Here is a 13,283-nt window from a genome sequence, read left to right as displayed (position 1 = left end):
AGGGGAAAGCTCCCATGCGCAACTCGTTCAAGGCCGCACTGTTGGCGGTCACTTCCCTAATCTCTGTGCCTGCACATGCACAGGACGAAGAAGACCTTGTCGTGACTGCGACGCGCGCGCCGACGCAAGTCGAGCGGCTGCCCGCAGATGTCGATGTCATCGATGCCGACGACGCGCGGACCCGCGGCGTCCTGAACATCAGTGATGCGCTGGCGGAGGTGGCCGGCCTTGACGTCGTCCGCACCGGCGGATTTGGCCAGCAGAGCAGCCTCTTCGCCGGCGGGGCCAATTCGAACCACACGCTGGTGTTGTTCGACGGCTTGCGCCTGAACGATCCCTCGACACCCGGCTCATCCTTCGATGCTGGTCAAGAGACCCTCGCCGGGCTTTCGCGGATCGAGACCGTGCAGGGCCCGATGAGCGCAGTGTACGGCTCCGACGCGATTGGCGGCGTGGTGAACATCCTGCCGCGCCGGGGCGGCGACGGGCCGCTGAACGCGCGACTCGACGTCGCCGGCGGTTCGTTCGGCACACTGACGGCGAGCGCCGGCGCCGACGGCTCGATCGGGCCATTCCGCTATGCTTTGACCGGCGAGGGTTACACCACGGACGGGCACGATCTGGTGCCGGAGCGCATGGCGACCCACTCGGGCGACGCCGACGGCGCAGAATCTGCGACTTTCACGGGCGTATTCGATCTCGATCTCTCCTCAACCATTTCGCTCGATCTGCTAATGCGCCATCGCGAAGCGCGCGCGGATTTCGATGCATTCATTTTTCCGCCGCCCAGCTTTAACGAGCAGCGCGCAGACGACGCCGATCTTGAGATCGCCAAAAACGATCTGACGGTGATCCGCGCGGGCGTCACCTGGCGCTTAGATGAAGCCCTCTCGCTGCGCACCAGCGGCGGCGGCCTGCAGCAGGACCGCGAAGAAGCCGACGGTGGCGCCCTCACTGCAAGGTACGCCGGCGATCGCCGATTTGCGGATCTGACGCTGGAGTGGCGCGCCGGAACGATCCGCGCGCTGACGAACACACAGCTCGTCGCGGGAATCGAAGCGCAGCACGAGGAAGTGCAGATCGATCAAGGCTTCGCGACCGTCTCTGCCGATCAGCGTCACGAGGGCGCGTTCATCACTGCGCAGAGCGATATCAACGGAGTGACATTGACCGGGGCAATGCGAGTCGATGAGTTCGAAGGCTTCGGCCAGACCAGCACTTGGCGTCTCGGCGCGTCCTACACGCTCATCGAGAATGCGCGCCTGTATGCAGCGTACGGCACATCGTTCCGGGCGCCGACCCTGTACGAGCGCTTCATTTTCTTCGGCGACCCCAATCTCAATCCCGAGCAAGGTTCTGCTTGGGAGGCGGGCGCGGACGTCCGCCTTTCGCTTTTCGGCCAAGACGCCGGCGCTGAACTAGGCTTGGTCTATCGCTCGCAGGGGATCGAAGACCTGATCGATTTCGGGCCCCTGTTCACCTACGTGAACATCGACCAAGCCGAGATCGAGAGCGCCGAAGCGCGCCTCGCGCTGCGGCCGCTCTCGTGGCTCACGGCACGGATCTCCTACGTTCACACCGACGCGCGGGACGCGACAAACGGCGATGCGCTACTGCGCAGGCCCGAGCACGCTTGGTCGGCTTCGCTTGCGGTGGAGCGCGGGGCGTTTTCGGCCGAGTTGGCATGGCGTCAAGTGGGCGAGCGGGCCGATCAAGTCTACGGCGATAACGGCTTCTATGCCGGCATTGGCCAAACGCCGTCATACGATCTTCTTCGCGGATCGATCCGCTGGTCGATCACACCGAACGTCGAGACGTATGTCGCCGCCGAAAATATGGGCGACGAAACCTACGAACCGGCCAACGGCTTCGCGGGCGCGCCCGCGAGCGTGCTCGTCGGCTTGCGCTTGCGTTCATGAACAAGGAAGCTCCCCGAAAGGGGAGCTCGTCTTCACGGCTGCAGCGGACGCAGTTCGAGATCATCTCCCATTACGCGCTGTCGATCCGAGTCGTAACAGAGCGATCTCAGCTCGCCGTTCTGCTCCATGCCCTCCGGCATGGAATCGCGCCGGTACCATTGCCGGCTGAGCGACACCGAACCTGGCAGCGTCACACCGACCGGGGCCCATTCGGCGGCGATGCGAGTCCGCGCGCTTTCTGTGCGGGCCCATGTCGGCCAGTCGTCGGAGACGTGATTGAAGCGCACGCGCAGCGAACCGCACGGAAACTCGCCCCACTCCAGTTCGGTGACTTCGACCACCCTTCGTTGCGAGGGAGCGCAGAACGATGGGCGTTCGCCGCCATAGGGCGAACCGCGCAAATAGGCGACGCCCTCGCTGGTCAGCGTATATTCGACGACACCCGGCGCGATGTCCGGCCGCTCGCGCGCGATCAGGAAGCCGAGATCAACGAATTCCTGCATGCGCGCGCGGTTTCGATCGGCGATATCCTGGCCCCAATCCCGAGCCATCAGGTCATACCTGACAAAATAGAAATTGCGGCGGTCGCTGGCGTCCAGCCAGAGACCCGGCCAGGAGAAGCAAAGGCTCTCGCGCTGCACCAAAGTCTGAACGGCCGCCACGACTTCCTCGCGCGAGACCGTCGGCTCTACCGGCTCGATCATCATGTCGGCGGCGCCAGTTCGGATTTCCCGCGGCACGCGCTGAAACTCCGCCACGGATGGCGCATCGGCGATGGCGCAACCCGCCACGACAACTGCAAGCGCTGCGCCTGTGAGGCGCGCAACCGCTTTCGCGAGCGACATGTCCCGCCCTCCCCGCCAGGAAAACCGTCGCCAGTATTAACCCGCTGTCGCAAAAGGCAAATGCCTGCGTCGACCCCGGGACCGATTTCGCGGTGAGGTTCTGCGGCGGCGCCTGAAAATCAGGCGGGTCTGTGCGGTAGGATTGGAGCGGGTAGAGGGAATCGAACCCTCGTCTTCAGCTTGGAAGGCTGCGGCTCTACCATTGAGCTATACCCGCGGCGCGCTGCGCGCGCAGACGTCAGAAACCAGAAAACAGAAACGCTCGCCAGAGCCCTTCTGACTATTGGGTTCCGGCTTCTTTCCGCCGAAGGCGGTGGTGGAAGGGGCTGGATTCGAACCAGCGTACGCTCTCGCGGGCAGATTTACAGTCTGCTGCCATTAACCACTCGGCCACCCTTCCGGCCATGCTTCCGCGAACGGCAAAGCCTCTATAAGCAAGGCCCCTGATTTCGCGGAGCGCGTCCTATAGCCAAGCCCCCTCCTCCACTCAAGCCACACAACATCCCGGCTGACAGACTGCCGCGGCGCCAGTTCGAGGAAGAGACCGGCGGCCCGTCTTGGGTTTGGGGCGTGCATGCGGCGCTCGCGGTGCTGGCGAACCCAGCTCGTCGGGTCGAGCGTGTGGTCGCCACCCGCAACGCCGCCTCGCGCCTGCCCGAGGGTGTGGCGCCGCAGATCCTCGATCCGGATGCCATCGACGGCATGCTGCCCCCCGGCGCTGTGCACCAAGGCCTAGCGGTGCGAGCCTACCCGCTCGAGCCAATTGCGCTCGAAGCCGCCTGCACGCCGCCAGATGGTCGCAGCGTGCTGATCCTGGATGGCGTCACCGATCCGCAGAACGTCGGCGCGGCGTTCCGTTCCGCCGCAGCTTTCGGCGCGCGCGCCGTGATCCTGCAGGACCGCAAGTCACCACCGCTGACGGGCGTGCTGGCGAAGGCGGCGGCCGGCGCGGTCGAACTCGTGGCGCACGTGCGCGCGGTCAATCTCGGGCGCGCAGTCGAAACGCTGCGCGCGCGCGGCTACAACACGGTCGCGCTCGAGGGCGAAGCAACCCTCAGCCTGGCGGAAGCGCTGCAGGACAAGCGGCCAGTCGCTCTGGTGCTGGGCGCGGAAGGCAAGGGCGTGCGGCCTGGCGTTGCCGCAGCGTGCGAATATCAAGCACGCATCCCAATCGCGCCGGCGATGGAAAGCTTGAATGTCGCGGCCGCGGCCGCGATCTCCCTCTACGAGGCGTCGCGCCAGCAGTCCTAGTGTGCTTTGGCCTTCGCCGGCGCGGCTTTGAGGAACATGCGCTTCAGGAAGAACAGCACGCCGATCAGGATCAGGTAGCCGATATAGATCGACGCAAGCTCGATCCAGAACGCCGGCTCGACCACTTGTGGAAGCTCAAGCCCACCGGACGAGCCCGCCAGCATCGGTGCGAGCAACTCGATCAGCTTGTGCGCGACGACGGCGACCACGCCGATGGGAAGCCACTGCTTCCAGTTCTGCAGGAACACCGTCGCCGCAAGCGCAATGAGTAGCGCCTTCGCCGGATTGGCGTTCAGCTGCGCATAGCCTTCGCGCATGAAGTCCAGCACCGGCTGGATGTAGGACGTCACCGTTTCCATGCTGCCCTCCGAACGCCGGCGGCGCGTGTCCCCGCGCCGCTCCCCGGCAAGACCTTATGGGTTGCCGCCCATCACGTCCAGACGCCGTTGAGTCCTCTCTGAGATAAGGGGCAAAGTTCCCGATTGAGGCGTCAGTAAGCAAGGGTCAGGCACATCAGCACATCGTCCAACAGCGCGCCCTCGACCTGGATGCCGCCAGGGATGCAGCCGGTGCGGCGGAAACCGCACCTTTGATAGTACCGCAAGGCGGCTGAGTTCCGTTCATTGACCCAAAGCGCGACCCGCCGGGCGCCGCGAGACTTGGCCTCGTCCAGCGCCGCGCTCATTAGCGCCTCGGCCGCGCCGGCGCCGCGTGCGTCAGGGTGGACATAGATCGCGTGTAGCCAATGCGTATGGGCGAGGCACGCATAGGGCGGCGCGTCGATCACCAGCTTGCCAACGAGGCGCTCGCCTTCGAAGACGCCCCAGGCCTCGCCGCGCTCGATCATAGCTCCGACAACTGCATCAGGGCGCGCTGCATCGTCCGCCGGCGCTTCCACGAACGCGAGCGGCGATTCGGCGAGGCCGTACCGATGCAGCTCGCGATAGGCGCCGAGCTCTGGCAACGAGAGCACCCGCACCGAGAAGGCGCGCCGCGGCTCGCGCCAGAGCGGTTCGACTTCGACGTGCTCAGTCGCGACCCGCTCCTGCAAATGCCGCATCGCCTCGTGCGCTTGCGACGTGATGCGCCAGATTTGATGCTGCTGCTCGTGATCGGAGAGGCTGAGGCCGACCTTGTCGATGACTTGAAGCGCCTCGCGTATCTGTTCGATCGAAGTCAGCACTTCGCGCAGCCGGCGCTCGTTCATGCGCCAGCTCCGAACTGCGCCGCCCAGGCGGCGACATCCTCGTCCTCGATCTTCTTGAACAGGACCTCGGGCGGCGTGATGGCGAGGCCCCGCGGCAGCGCATCCCAAACGCCGCGGTCTTCCGGTTTCGGCCACATCCGCTTCTCTTCCGGGACGCCGAGCGCATCCAGCACCGTTTTCGCCGCGTCGGGAATGAACGGCTGCGCCAAGATCGCAAACAGCGCGCAGGCGTTGAGACCGGTGCGTACGCCGACGGCGGCGGCGGCACGATCCGTCTTGAGCGCAGTCCATGGGGCCGCGACCTGCAAGTATTCGTTGCCGGCAACCCAAATCGCGCGCAACTCCGCCGCCGCTTTGCGAAACTCCATCTGATCGTGGAATTGCGTCAACGCAGCGAGCCGCTGTGCGAAGTCATCGGCAAGTTTCTGCTCGTTGGCGCCTGCCTCACCGCCGTCCGGCACTTGCGCGTCGAACTTCGAGGCGCAGAAACGCGTGATGCGATTAACGAAATTGCCGAAGACGTTGGCGAGGTCGGCATTGATGGTTTGCTGGAATTGTTCAAGCGTGAACGCCGCGTCCGAACTCTCCGGCGCGTTCGCCATCAAGTACCAGCGCCAGTAGTCGCTCGGCAGGAGTTCGAGCGCCTGATCCATGAAGATGCCGCGCTTCTCGCTGGTCGAGAACTTGCCGCCGTACCAAGTGACCCAATTGAACGCCTTCAAGCGGTCGACGAGTTTCCACGGCTCGCCGGAGCCCATGATGGTCACGGGGAAACTCACGGTGTGGAACGCGACGTTGTCCTTGCCCATGAACTCTACGTAGGTGACGTCGCGCGCGCCCTTGTCCTCGCGCCACCAGCGCTCCCAACCGCCGCCGGTCGCTTCCGACCACTCGACCGTCGAGCCGATGTATTCGATCGGGGCATCGAACCAGACGTAGAACACCTTGTTCTCGAAACCCGGCCGCACCGCGCCATTCTGGGTGACCCTGATGCCCCAGGAGAGGTCGCGCGTGATCGAGCGGTCGATCAGGCCTTCGTCGAGCCATTTGTAGGCGATCGACCGGGCGAGCGGCGGCCACTCGGTCGACTTGTCGACCCACGCGCGGATGCGGTCCTGCATCAGCGGCTGTTTCAGAAAGAGGTGCGCCGTGTCGCGCGGCTCGACATTGGTGGAGCCGGAGATTTTGGATCGCGGATTTTTCAATTGGATCGGATCGAGCAGAGTCTGGCAATTGTCGCATTGGTCGCCGCGCGCGCGCTCGAAACCGCACACGGGGCACGTGCCTTCGACATAACGGTCCGGCAGGAAGCGCTTGTCGTCGATCGAGTAAATCTGTTTCGAGACGCGCTCTTCGATCAGTCCGTTCTTCTCCAGCGCCTCGCAGAAGTGCTGCGTCAGACGGTGGTTCGGCGGATTGGACGAGCGGCCGAAATGATCGAACGACAGCTTGAAGCCGTCGCAGGCGTCTTTCTGAATCTGGTATTGTTGATCGCAGTAGGTCTTCACATCCAGGCCGGCTTCGGCGGCGGCGAGTTCCGCCGGCGTGCCGTGCTCGTCGGTCGCGCAGATGAACAGCACCTCGTGGCCCTGCAGCCTGCGGAAGCGCGCGTGCACGTCCGCCGGTAGCATCGAGCCGGCGAGGTTGCCGAGGTGCTTGATGCCGTTGATGTACGGAAGCGCGGACGTGATCAGGTAGCGGGCCATAAGGCCCGCTACCTAGGCTGTTCTCAGCGACCGCTCAAGCCGATGCTCAGGCGATCAGGCTCGGATCGCGCTTCAGGTTCGCGTAAGCTTCGGCCATCCGCGTGTCGTATTGGTTGGCCGCATAGCTCGGGCCGTTGTAGCGGCTCGCGAACCCAGCCCAGTCGAGCCGCTGCAGTTCGTCGGCCAAGCCGTTGGCGCGGATGAAGCCCTCGAATGCGTCGAGCTGATCCTTCTCCGAGCGCGCCAGCTTCGACACGTACTCGTGCGCGTTGGCCATCTGCAGGTTCGGATAGTTCTGCCCGAGCACCTGAAAGCGGCCGTAACTCGCGCTCTCCAACGCCGCGGCGGGATCAAGCCCATAAGCTTCGGTGAGCTGCGCCCAACGATCCGCTTGGCTGCGCGGATAGCCGCCGGCGGTGCGGTTCGACACGTTCGGGTTAGACTGGTCGTAGCGCGAGTTGGTCTTGCGCGAGAATAAGTGGCGCTCGAACAGAATAATCGGGCGCCCGTCCTGACCGAAGCCGCCGAGCGGCCCCGACTCCACCTGCGCAACGGCGGCGAGCGCCTCCCACTCACAGCCGAGGCGACCTGCAACCTGTTCGTAGTCAGCGCGCGTGATCGGCGAGGCGTCCTGCACGCGCAGCGACGCCAGGTAATCGCCGCTGGGCGGGGGGGGCGGTGCGGCGGGCGGCGAAACTGGCGGCGTGACCGGTGGCGGCGCCGGCGGCGCGGCCGGTGGGCTCGTGGGCGGGGCCGGCGGCGTTTGCGGGCGGCTCGGCGGCGGGGAACCGGAGCGCGGTCTCCGGCGACCGAAAATGACGCCGAACAGCCAGTTAAAGAATCCCATCGTCCCCTCCAGCCTTGGTCTCAGCTCGTCGCCTTCAGGCGCTCATAGGCTTCACGCATGAGGCGGCCATAACGTTCCACCTGCCCTTGCCCGTTATAGCCTCCGGCAAAGCCTTCCCAGTTCTTCGCCACCAATTCGTCAGCCAAATTGTTGGCTTTGACGAACTTCGCGAACGCCTTGAGCTGCTGCGCTTGCGAGCGGCACATGTCGGAGACGAACTCCTTGGCCGAGCCGAAACCGCAGGCGTTGTGATTGAAGCCCATGATCTGGAACAGACCCCAACTCGCGGACGCGACAGCCGCTTCCGGATCGAGCGCATAGGCCTCGCGGAGCTGCGCCCAGCGTCCGTCCTGCGTGCGCGGATATTTGGAGGCGTCCCACGACCGATACGAGATCGTCGGATGGCTCGCGTCGTACTGGCGATTGGTGCGGCGCGAGAAGATGTGCGGCTCGTAGAGAATGACGGGCTTGCCGTTCGCCGCGAACGCGCCGAGCGCGCCGCTCTCCACCTGCACCACCGCCTGCACCGCTTCGACTTCGCAGCCCAGCTCGGTCGCGACCTCTTCGAAATCGGCGCGCGTCAAGCCGTCGGTCGTGCCGGCGACTAGTCCATCCAAATAGCCGTCGGACGGCGTTGGCGTCAGCGAGGCATGAGCCCGTGCGAGCGCAGAGGAATACTGTCCCGCGCCATGCTCGCCTTCGTAGCTGCGCGCGAATGCATCCCAATCGCGGCGCTGCAGTTCGTCGGCCAAACCCTTGCGCGTCAGATAAGCTTCGAACGCCGCGAGCTGGCGCGCCTCGGACTGCGCCATGTCGGCGACAAACGCGAACACGCTCGGATAGCCAGCGTCGGCATAGTAGCGACCCGGCAGCTGGAACGCGCCCCAACTCGCCGCGCCGAGCGCAGCGGCGGGATCGAGAGCATAGGCCTCAGCGAGCTTGCTCCACCGCGCGGTTTGATTGCCGCCGGCGTAGGCGCGGTTCGATGGCTGCGAGACGCCGGGATTGCTCGTATCGAAACGCCCCTCCGTCGTTTGGCTGAACACGAAGGGCTCGAACGAAAGCAGTGGACGGCCGTCCGCGCCGAAGCCAGGCCCAGCGCTTTCCACCTTGATGACCGCGCGCAGCACGTTCGCCTCGACGCCGAGACGCTGCGCGGCGGCTTCGATGTCGGCGTCGCCAACGCGCGTCGCGTCCTGCGCGTGCAGGTTCTCGATCGCAAAACCGCTCGGCGTTCCCGTTGAAGGCGGCGGTTCCGCGGGCGGCGGAGGCGGCGCGCCCGGCGGCGCTGCCGGAGGAGGAGTAGGCGGAGCCGCCGGCGGCGCGGCCGGTGGCGGTGCAGGCGGCGCGGCAGGCGGTGCGGCCGGTGGCGGCGCAGGCGGCGCGGCTGGCGGTGGCGCGGGCGGCGTTGCGGCGCGTGGCGGAGGCGCCGGCGGCGTCCGTGGCGGCGGAGGCGGCGAAGCCGGGCGCGAGCCGCGGGAGCCGAATACGGCGCGGAACACGGAATCCCAGAAGCTCATGATTTCCCCCTCTTCCCGTGTCGCGACAGGATCGGCGCCGAAACCGGCGACCGCAGCGTCCCACCGCCTCGGGCTTAACCATATCCCGCCAAGGGGGCAAAGGGGAGTTCGTTCAGCGCGCTCGCGCCTCGGCCCTTCCGCTTCGCCGCCGCTGCTGGCAAAACCGGCCCCACAAGCCGCCATAGCTCAGCTGGTAGAGCACCTGATTTGTAATCAGGGGGTCGGGGGTTCGAGTCCCTCTGGCGGCACCACCACTTGGAAGCGATCGGCGCCTCGCGGGTGCAGAGGTGAGGCGTACCGCCGCTTTGCCTCCAGCGCCCACCGGGTCAAATCTGCGACCCGCTATCAAGAACAAGGACGATACCGATGCGCCGACTTCTCCTCGCCACCGTCTTGATCGCCGCTCTCGCGGGCTGCGGACAAGGCGAGACACAGGCGCCATCGTCGTCCTCCACGGCCCCGGTCGCGGCCCAGGGCGCACGTTCGCCCGAGGAAATTCAGGCGGCGCTGGCCGCGCTTCCCGGCCCATACGCAACAGCGAATTACGAAGCCGGCCGGCGTGTTTTCGCGCAATGCCGCTCCTGTCACACGATCAATGCAGGCGGCCAGCATCGCGTCGGCCCCAACCTGCACGGTGTGTTCGGACGCGAGATCGGGACGGCCGCGGGGTTCAACTATTCTCAAGCGGTGCAGAACGCCGATTTCGCCTGGGACGCGGCGCAGCTCGATCATTGGCTGGCGAACCCGCAGACCTTCCTGCCGGGCAACCGGATGGCGTTCGCCGGCGTGCGCGATGAAGAGCAGCGCAGGGACGTCATCGCCTATCTAATGATCGAGACCGCGCCGCAGTGATCACTCGGCGGGGCGCGCGAGCGCCTCGCCGTGCTCGAACTCCTCGATCGCCTTGGCCGTCGCTTCCGGCGACTTGGTGAAGCGCGCGAGCAGATCGTAGAATACAGGCACCACAAACAGCGTCAGCATCGTCGACACCGTCAGTCCGAAGAAGATGACGACGCCGATGGTGCTGCGGCTCTCGGCGCCTGCGCCATGGCCGACGATCAACGGAATGGCGCCCACCACCGTGGCGATCGAGGTCATCAGCACGGGGCGGATGCGCAGATCGGACGCGTCGAGGATGGCGTCGCGCACAGACTTACCCTCGTCGCGCAGCTGATTGGCGAACTCGACGATCAGGATCCCATTCTTGGCCGACAGGGCGATCAAGATGATGAGGCCGATCTGGCTGTAGATGTTCAGCGTGCCGTCGGTGAGGAAGAGGCCGAATAGACCGCCCGCGACAGCCAGCGGCACCGACAGCATGATGACAACCGGGTGCACGAAGCTTTCGAACTGCGCCGCCAGCACAAGGAAGACGATGATCAACGCGAAGCCGAAGGCGAAGCCGACGGCGCCGGTCGCCTGCCGGTATTGGCGCGCCTGACCGGAATAATCGATCGAGATCGCCTGCTCGCCGATCTCCTCCATTGCGATGCGCTCGAGCTGCTGCATCGCGTCGCCGATGGCGAAGTCGCCGGGGATCGAAGCGCCGATGGTGACCGCCGCCTGCCGGTTCATACGCCGCCGTTCAGCGCTGTCGCCGACCGTGCGCAGCGAAACGATGGTGGAAAGCGGCACGAGTTCGCCGGTACGGTCGGATCGCACGAACTTGTTGGCGAGATCGGCGATGTCGGAGCGTTCGTCGCGCTCGGCCTGGAGGTAGACGTAATATTCCTCGCCGCGATCGCTAATGGTGTTGACGCGGCGAGCGCCCATCGTCGCTTCAAGCGTGCGCCCGACCGCCTGCACCGAAACGCCGAGCGCGGCGGCGCGCTCGCGGTCGATATCGACGAGGACGCGCGGCGACGTCGGCTCGTAATTCATGCGCGGGCGCAGGAAGTTCGGGTTCTCCCGCAGCCGGTCCATGATGCGCTCTGCGGTAGCGGCGAGCGGCTCGTACTCGGAGCCGAGCAGCACGATTGAGGCGCCGTCGCCGCCGCCACGCTGGAATGCGTTCGGCATGATCACACGCACCGTGGCGCCCGGGATCTGACTGAAGCGCTGGTTGAGTTCGGTGACGAGTTCTGTCGCCGGGCGGCGCTCGCCCCACGGCTCGAGGAACATCATCGCAAAGCCGCTGGAGAAGCGGCCGGTGCCAGCATCGCCGAAGCCGGGCAGCACGACCATGAAGCGGGCGAGTTCGCCGGCTTCGACATATTCCATCAGCGTGCCTTCGACCTGCTCCATCACGCGGCTGGTGTATTCGAAGCCCGAGCCTTCCGGCGCGTTGACGAAAGCCATCATCATGCCGCGGTCTTCCGCCGGCGTGAGTTCGCTCGACAGCTGCGTGAACAGGAAGCCGCCGCCTAGGAACACGGCCGCGAACATCGCGAACACGACCTTCTTGTGCTGCAGGGCAGCTTCCAGCGAACCGCGGTAGGACGCGCGAAGCGCATTCAAAAGACGGTCGACGAAGCGCGCGAGCGGCGTCGATTGGCTCGCCGGCTTCAGGAGCTTCGAACACATCACCGGCGACAGCGAAAGCGCCGCGAAGGCCGAAATCACGACCACCCCGGCGATCGTTACCGACAGCTCCACGAACAGTTTGCCTACATAGCCGCCGACGAACAGCATCGGCGCAAACACAGCCACAAGCACCGCCGAGGTCGCCACCACCGCGAAGAACACCTGCCGCGCGCCGCGCTGCGAAGCCACCAACTTCGGCTCACCAAGCGTGTCGACGCGCCGCTGCGCATTCTCCAGCACGACGATGGAGTCGTCGACGACGAGGCCGATCGAGAGCACCAGCGCCATCAAGGTCAGCAGATTGATGGTGAAGCCGAAGATGGCGATGATCAGGAAAGCGCCAATTAAGCAGACCGGGATCACCGCAGTCGGGATGAAGGCGGCGCGCCAGGAACCCAGGAAAAGATAGATCACGAGCACGACCAGGATGGTCGCCTCGAGCAGCGTCTGCGCCACACGCGAGATGGCCTGATCGATGAAGACCGTGCCGTCGTAGGTGAGATCGAGATTCACGCCTTGCGGCAGCGTCTCCTGGATGCGCTCCACCTCGGCTTTCACCGCGTTGGCGACATCGAGCGCATTCGACTGCGACTGGCGCACGATGCCGATGCCGACCTGGTCGCGCAGATTGCCGCGGAAGATGCGCCGATCCTCGACCGGCGCGAACTCGACTCGGGCGATGTCGCCCAGCCGGACCACGGCGCCATCGGCGGCGGTCGCCGTCCGCAGCGGCATGCGCGCGAATTCTTCCGGCGTCTGGAATGGTCGTTCGACACGGACCTGATAGTCGCGCTCCTGACTTTGCACGTAACCGGCGGGCAGATCGAGGTTCTGCGCTCTCAACGCAGTTTCGACGTCCTGCACGGTCAGGCCGCGCGCCGCCATCGCGTCGGTATTGAGCCAGATACGCAGAGCGCGCCGAGCGTCGCCGCCGATCTGCACATTGGCCACGCCGTTGATGACGCCCAGTCGATCGACGATGTAACGCTGCGCATAGTCCGACAGCTCGACCGTATCCATCGTGTCGGAGCTCAAGCTGAACCACATGATCGCGTTGGCGTCCGAGTCCGCCTTGCTGATCACCGGTTCGAGGACATCCGCCGGCAAGTTGCCGCGCGCGCGACTCACCGCGTTGCGCACGTCATTGGCCGCGTCTTCGAGATCGCGGTCGAGCGTGAATTCGATGTTGATCGAGGAGCGCCCGTCGCGGCTCACCGCGTTGATGACGTCAACACCCTCGATGCCGGAGAGCTGATCCTCGATGATGCGAGTGATCTGCGTCTCGACCACTTGCGCCGATGCGCCGGGGTAAGAGGTGCTGATCGACACGACCGGCTGGTCGACGTCGGGCAGTTCGCGCAGCGGCAGCGTCGTGAACGCAATCGCCCCGAACGCGATGATGATCAGCGAAAGAACCGTCGCCAAGACTGGCCGACGGACCGAAAGGTCGGAGAGCGTCATCGCC

General features: G+C 65.5%; 10 protein-coding genes and 3 tRNA genes. 4 read left to right on the top strand and 9 right to left on the bottom strand.

The features are described 5' to 3' along the window. Nucleotides 1-101: 101 nt before the first annotated feature. Nucleotides 102-1,919 (top strand): TonB-dependent receptor plug domain-containing protein, encoded by a 1,818-nt coding sequence (locus VEA80_RS12570; RefSeq protein WP_325061094.1) that lies wholly within the window; start codon nucleotides 102-104, stop codon nucleotides 1,917-1,919. A gap of 32 nt (nucleotides 1,920-1,951) precedes the next feature. Here the strand turns inward: VEA80_RS12570 and VEA80_RS12565 are convergent, their stop codons facing one another. The 3 genes from VEA80_RS12565 to VEA80_RS12555 all read right to left on the bottom strand — a co-directional run bounded on the left by VEA80_RS12565 (nucleotide 1,952) and on the right by VEA80_RS12555 (nucleotide 3,164). After that, nucleotides 1,952-2,764: a hypothetical protein gene (locus tag VEA80_RS12565; RefSeq protein WP_325061093.1), complete on the bottom strand. Its 813-nt coding sequence runs from the start codon at nucleotides 2,762-2,764 to the stop codon at nucleotides 1,952-1,954. Nucleotides 2,765-2,907: 143 nt separating this feature from the next. Continuing rightward, nucleotides 2,908-2,981 (bottom strand) — tRNA-Gly (locus tag VEA80_RS12560). A gap of 97 nt (nucleotides 2,982-3,078) precedes the next feature. Then, nucleotides 3,079-3,164 (bottom strand) — tRNA-Tyr (locus VEA80_RS12555). Nucleotides 3,165-3,334: 170 nt separating this feature from the next. Between VEA80_RS12555 and VEA80_RS12550 the strand changes: the two genes are divergently transcribed. Next, nucleotides 3,335-4,015: an RNA methyltransferase gene (locus VEA80_RS12550; protein ID WP_325061092.1), complete on the top strand. Its 681-nt coding sequence runs from the start codon at nucleotides 3,335-3,337 to the stop codon at nucleotides 4,013-4,015. Here VEA80_RS12550 and VEA80_RS12545 read toward each other — a convergent pair. From VEA80_RS12545 to VEA80_RS12525, 5 genes are all read right to left on the bottom strand, one after another. Beyond that, entirely contained in the window at nucleotides 4,012-4,374 is a 363-nt protein-coding gene (locus tag VEA80_RS12545; RefSeq protein ID WP_325061091.1) for a hypothetical protein, read from the bottom strand. The two genes, VEA80_RS12550 and VEA80_RS12545, sit on opposite strands and share 4 nt — an antisense overlap. Before the next feature lie 131 nt (nucleotides 4,375-4,505). Continuing rightward, nucleotides 4,506-5,222: a GNAT family N-acetyltransferase gene (locus VEA80_RS12540; protein ID WP_325061090.1), complete on the bottom strand. Its 717-nt coding sequence runs from the start codon at nucleotides 5,220-5,222 to the stop codon at nucleotides 4,506-4,508. Next, entirely contained in the window at nucleotides 5,219-6,928 is a 1,710-nt protein-coding gene (metG, locus tag VEA80_RS12535; RefSeq protein ID WP_325061089.1) for a methionine--tRNA ligase, read from the bottom strand. The genes VEA80_RS12540 and metG overlap by 4 nt, the downstream gene beginning before the upstream one ends. A gap of 46 nt (nucleotides 6,929-6,974) precedes the next feature. Then, the gene (locus VEA80_RS12530; protein ID WP_325061088.1) at nucleotides 6,975-7,775 is read right to left on the bottom strand and encodes an N-acetylmuramidase family protein; all 801 of its coding nucleotides are present in this window, start codon (nucleotides 7,773-7,775) and stop codon (nucleotides 6,975-6,977) included. Nucleotides 7,776-7,795: 20 nt separating this feature from the next. Further along, entirely contained in the window at nucleotides 7,796-9,295 is a 1,500-nt protein-coding gene (locus VEA80_RS12525; protein WP_325061087.1) for an N-acetylmuramidase family protein, read from the bottom strand. A 175-nt stretch (nucleotides 9,296-9,470) separates the two neighbouring features. On the opposite strand from VEA80_RS12525, the gene VEA80_RS12520 reads away from it, so the two are divergent. Together VEA80_RS12520 and VEA80_RS12515 are read left to right on the top strand one after the other, a co-directional pair. Continuing rightward, nucleotides 9,471-9,546 (top strand) — tRNA-Thr (locus VEA80_RS12520). Between the two features lie 115 nt (nucleotides 9,547-9,661). Continuing rightward, nucleotides 9,662-10,147 carry a cytochrome c family protein gene (locus VEA80_RS12515; RefSeq protein ID WP_325061086.1) on the top strand — a complete coding sequence of 162 codons (486 nt, stop codon included), beginning with the start codon at nucleotides 9,662-9,664 and terminating at the stop codon, nucleotides 10,145-10,147. On the opposite strand, the gene VEA80_RS12510 is transcribed toward VEA80_RS12515, so the two are convergent. Further along, nucleotides 10,148-13,279: an efflux RND transporter permease subunit gene (locus tag VEA80_RS12510; protein ID WP_325061085.1), complete on the bottom strand. Its 3,132-nt coding sequence runs from the start codon at nucleotides 13,277-13,279 to the stop codon at nucleotides 10,148-10,150. Nucleotides 13,280-13,283: the final 4 nt, after the last annotated feature.

The sequence above is a fragment of the Vitreimonas sp. genome, assembly GCF_035627415.1.
In the GTDB taxonomy this organism is placed as follows: Bacteria; Pseudomonadota; Alphaproteobacteria; order Caulobacterales; family Aquidulcibacteraceae; genus Vitreimonas.
Note: the sequence above shows the minus strand (reverse complement) of the source record. Positions and strands in the feature narration are given on the sequence as shown.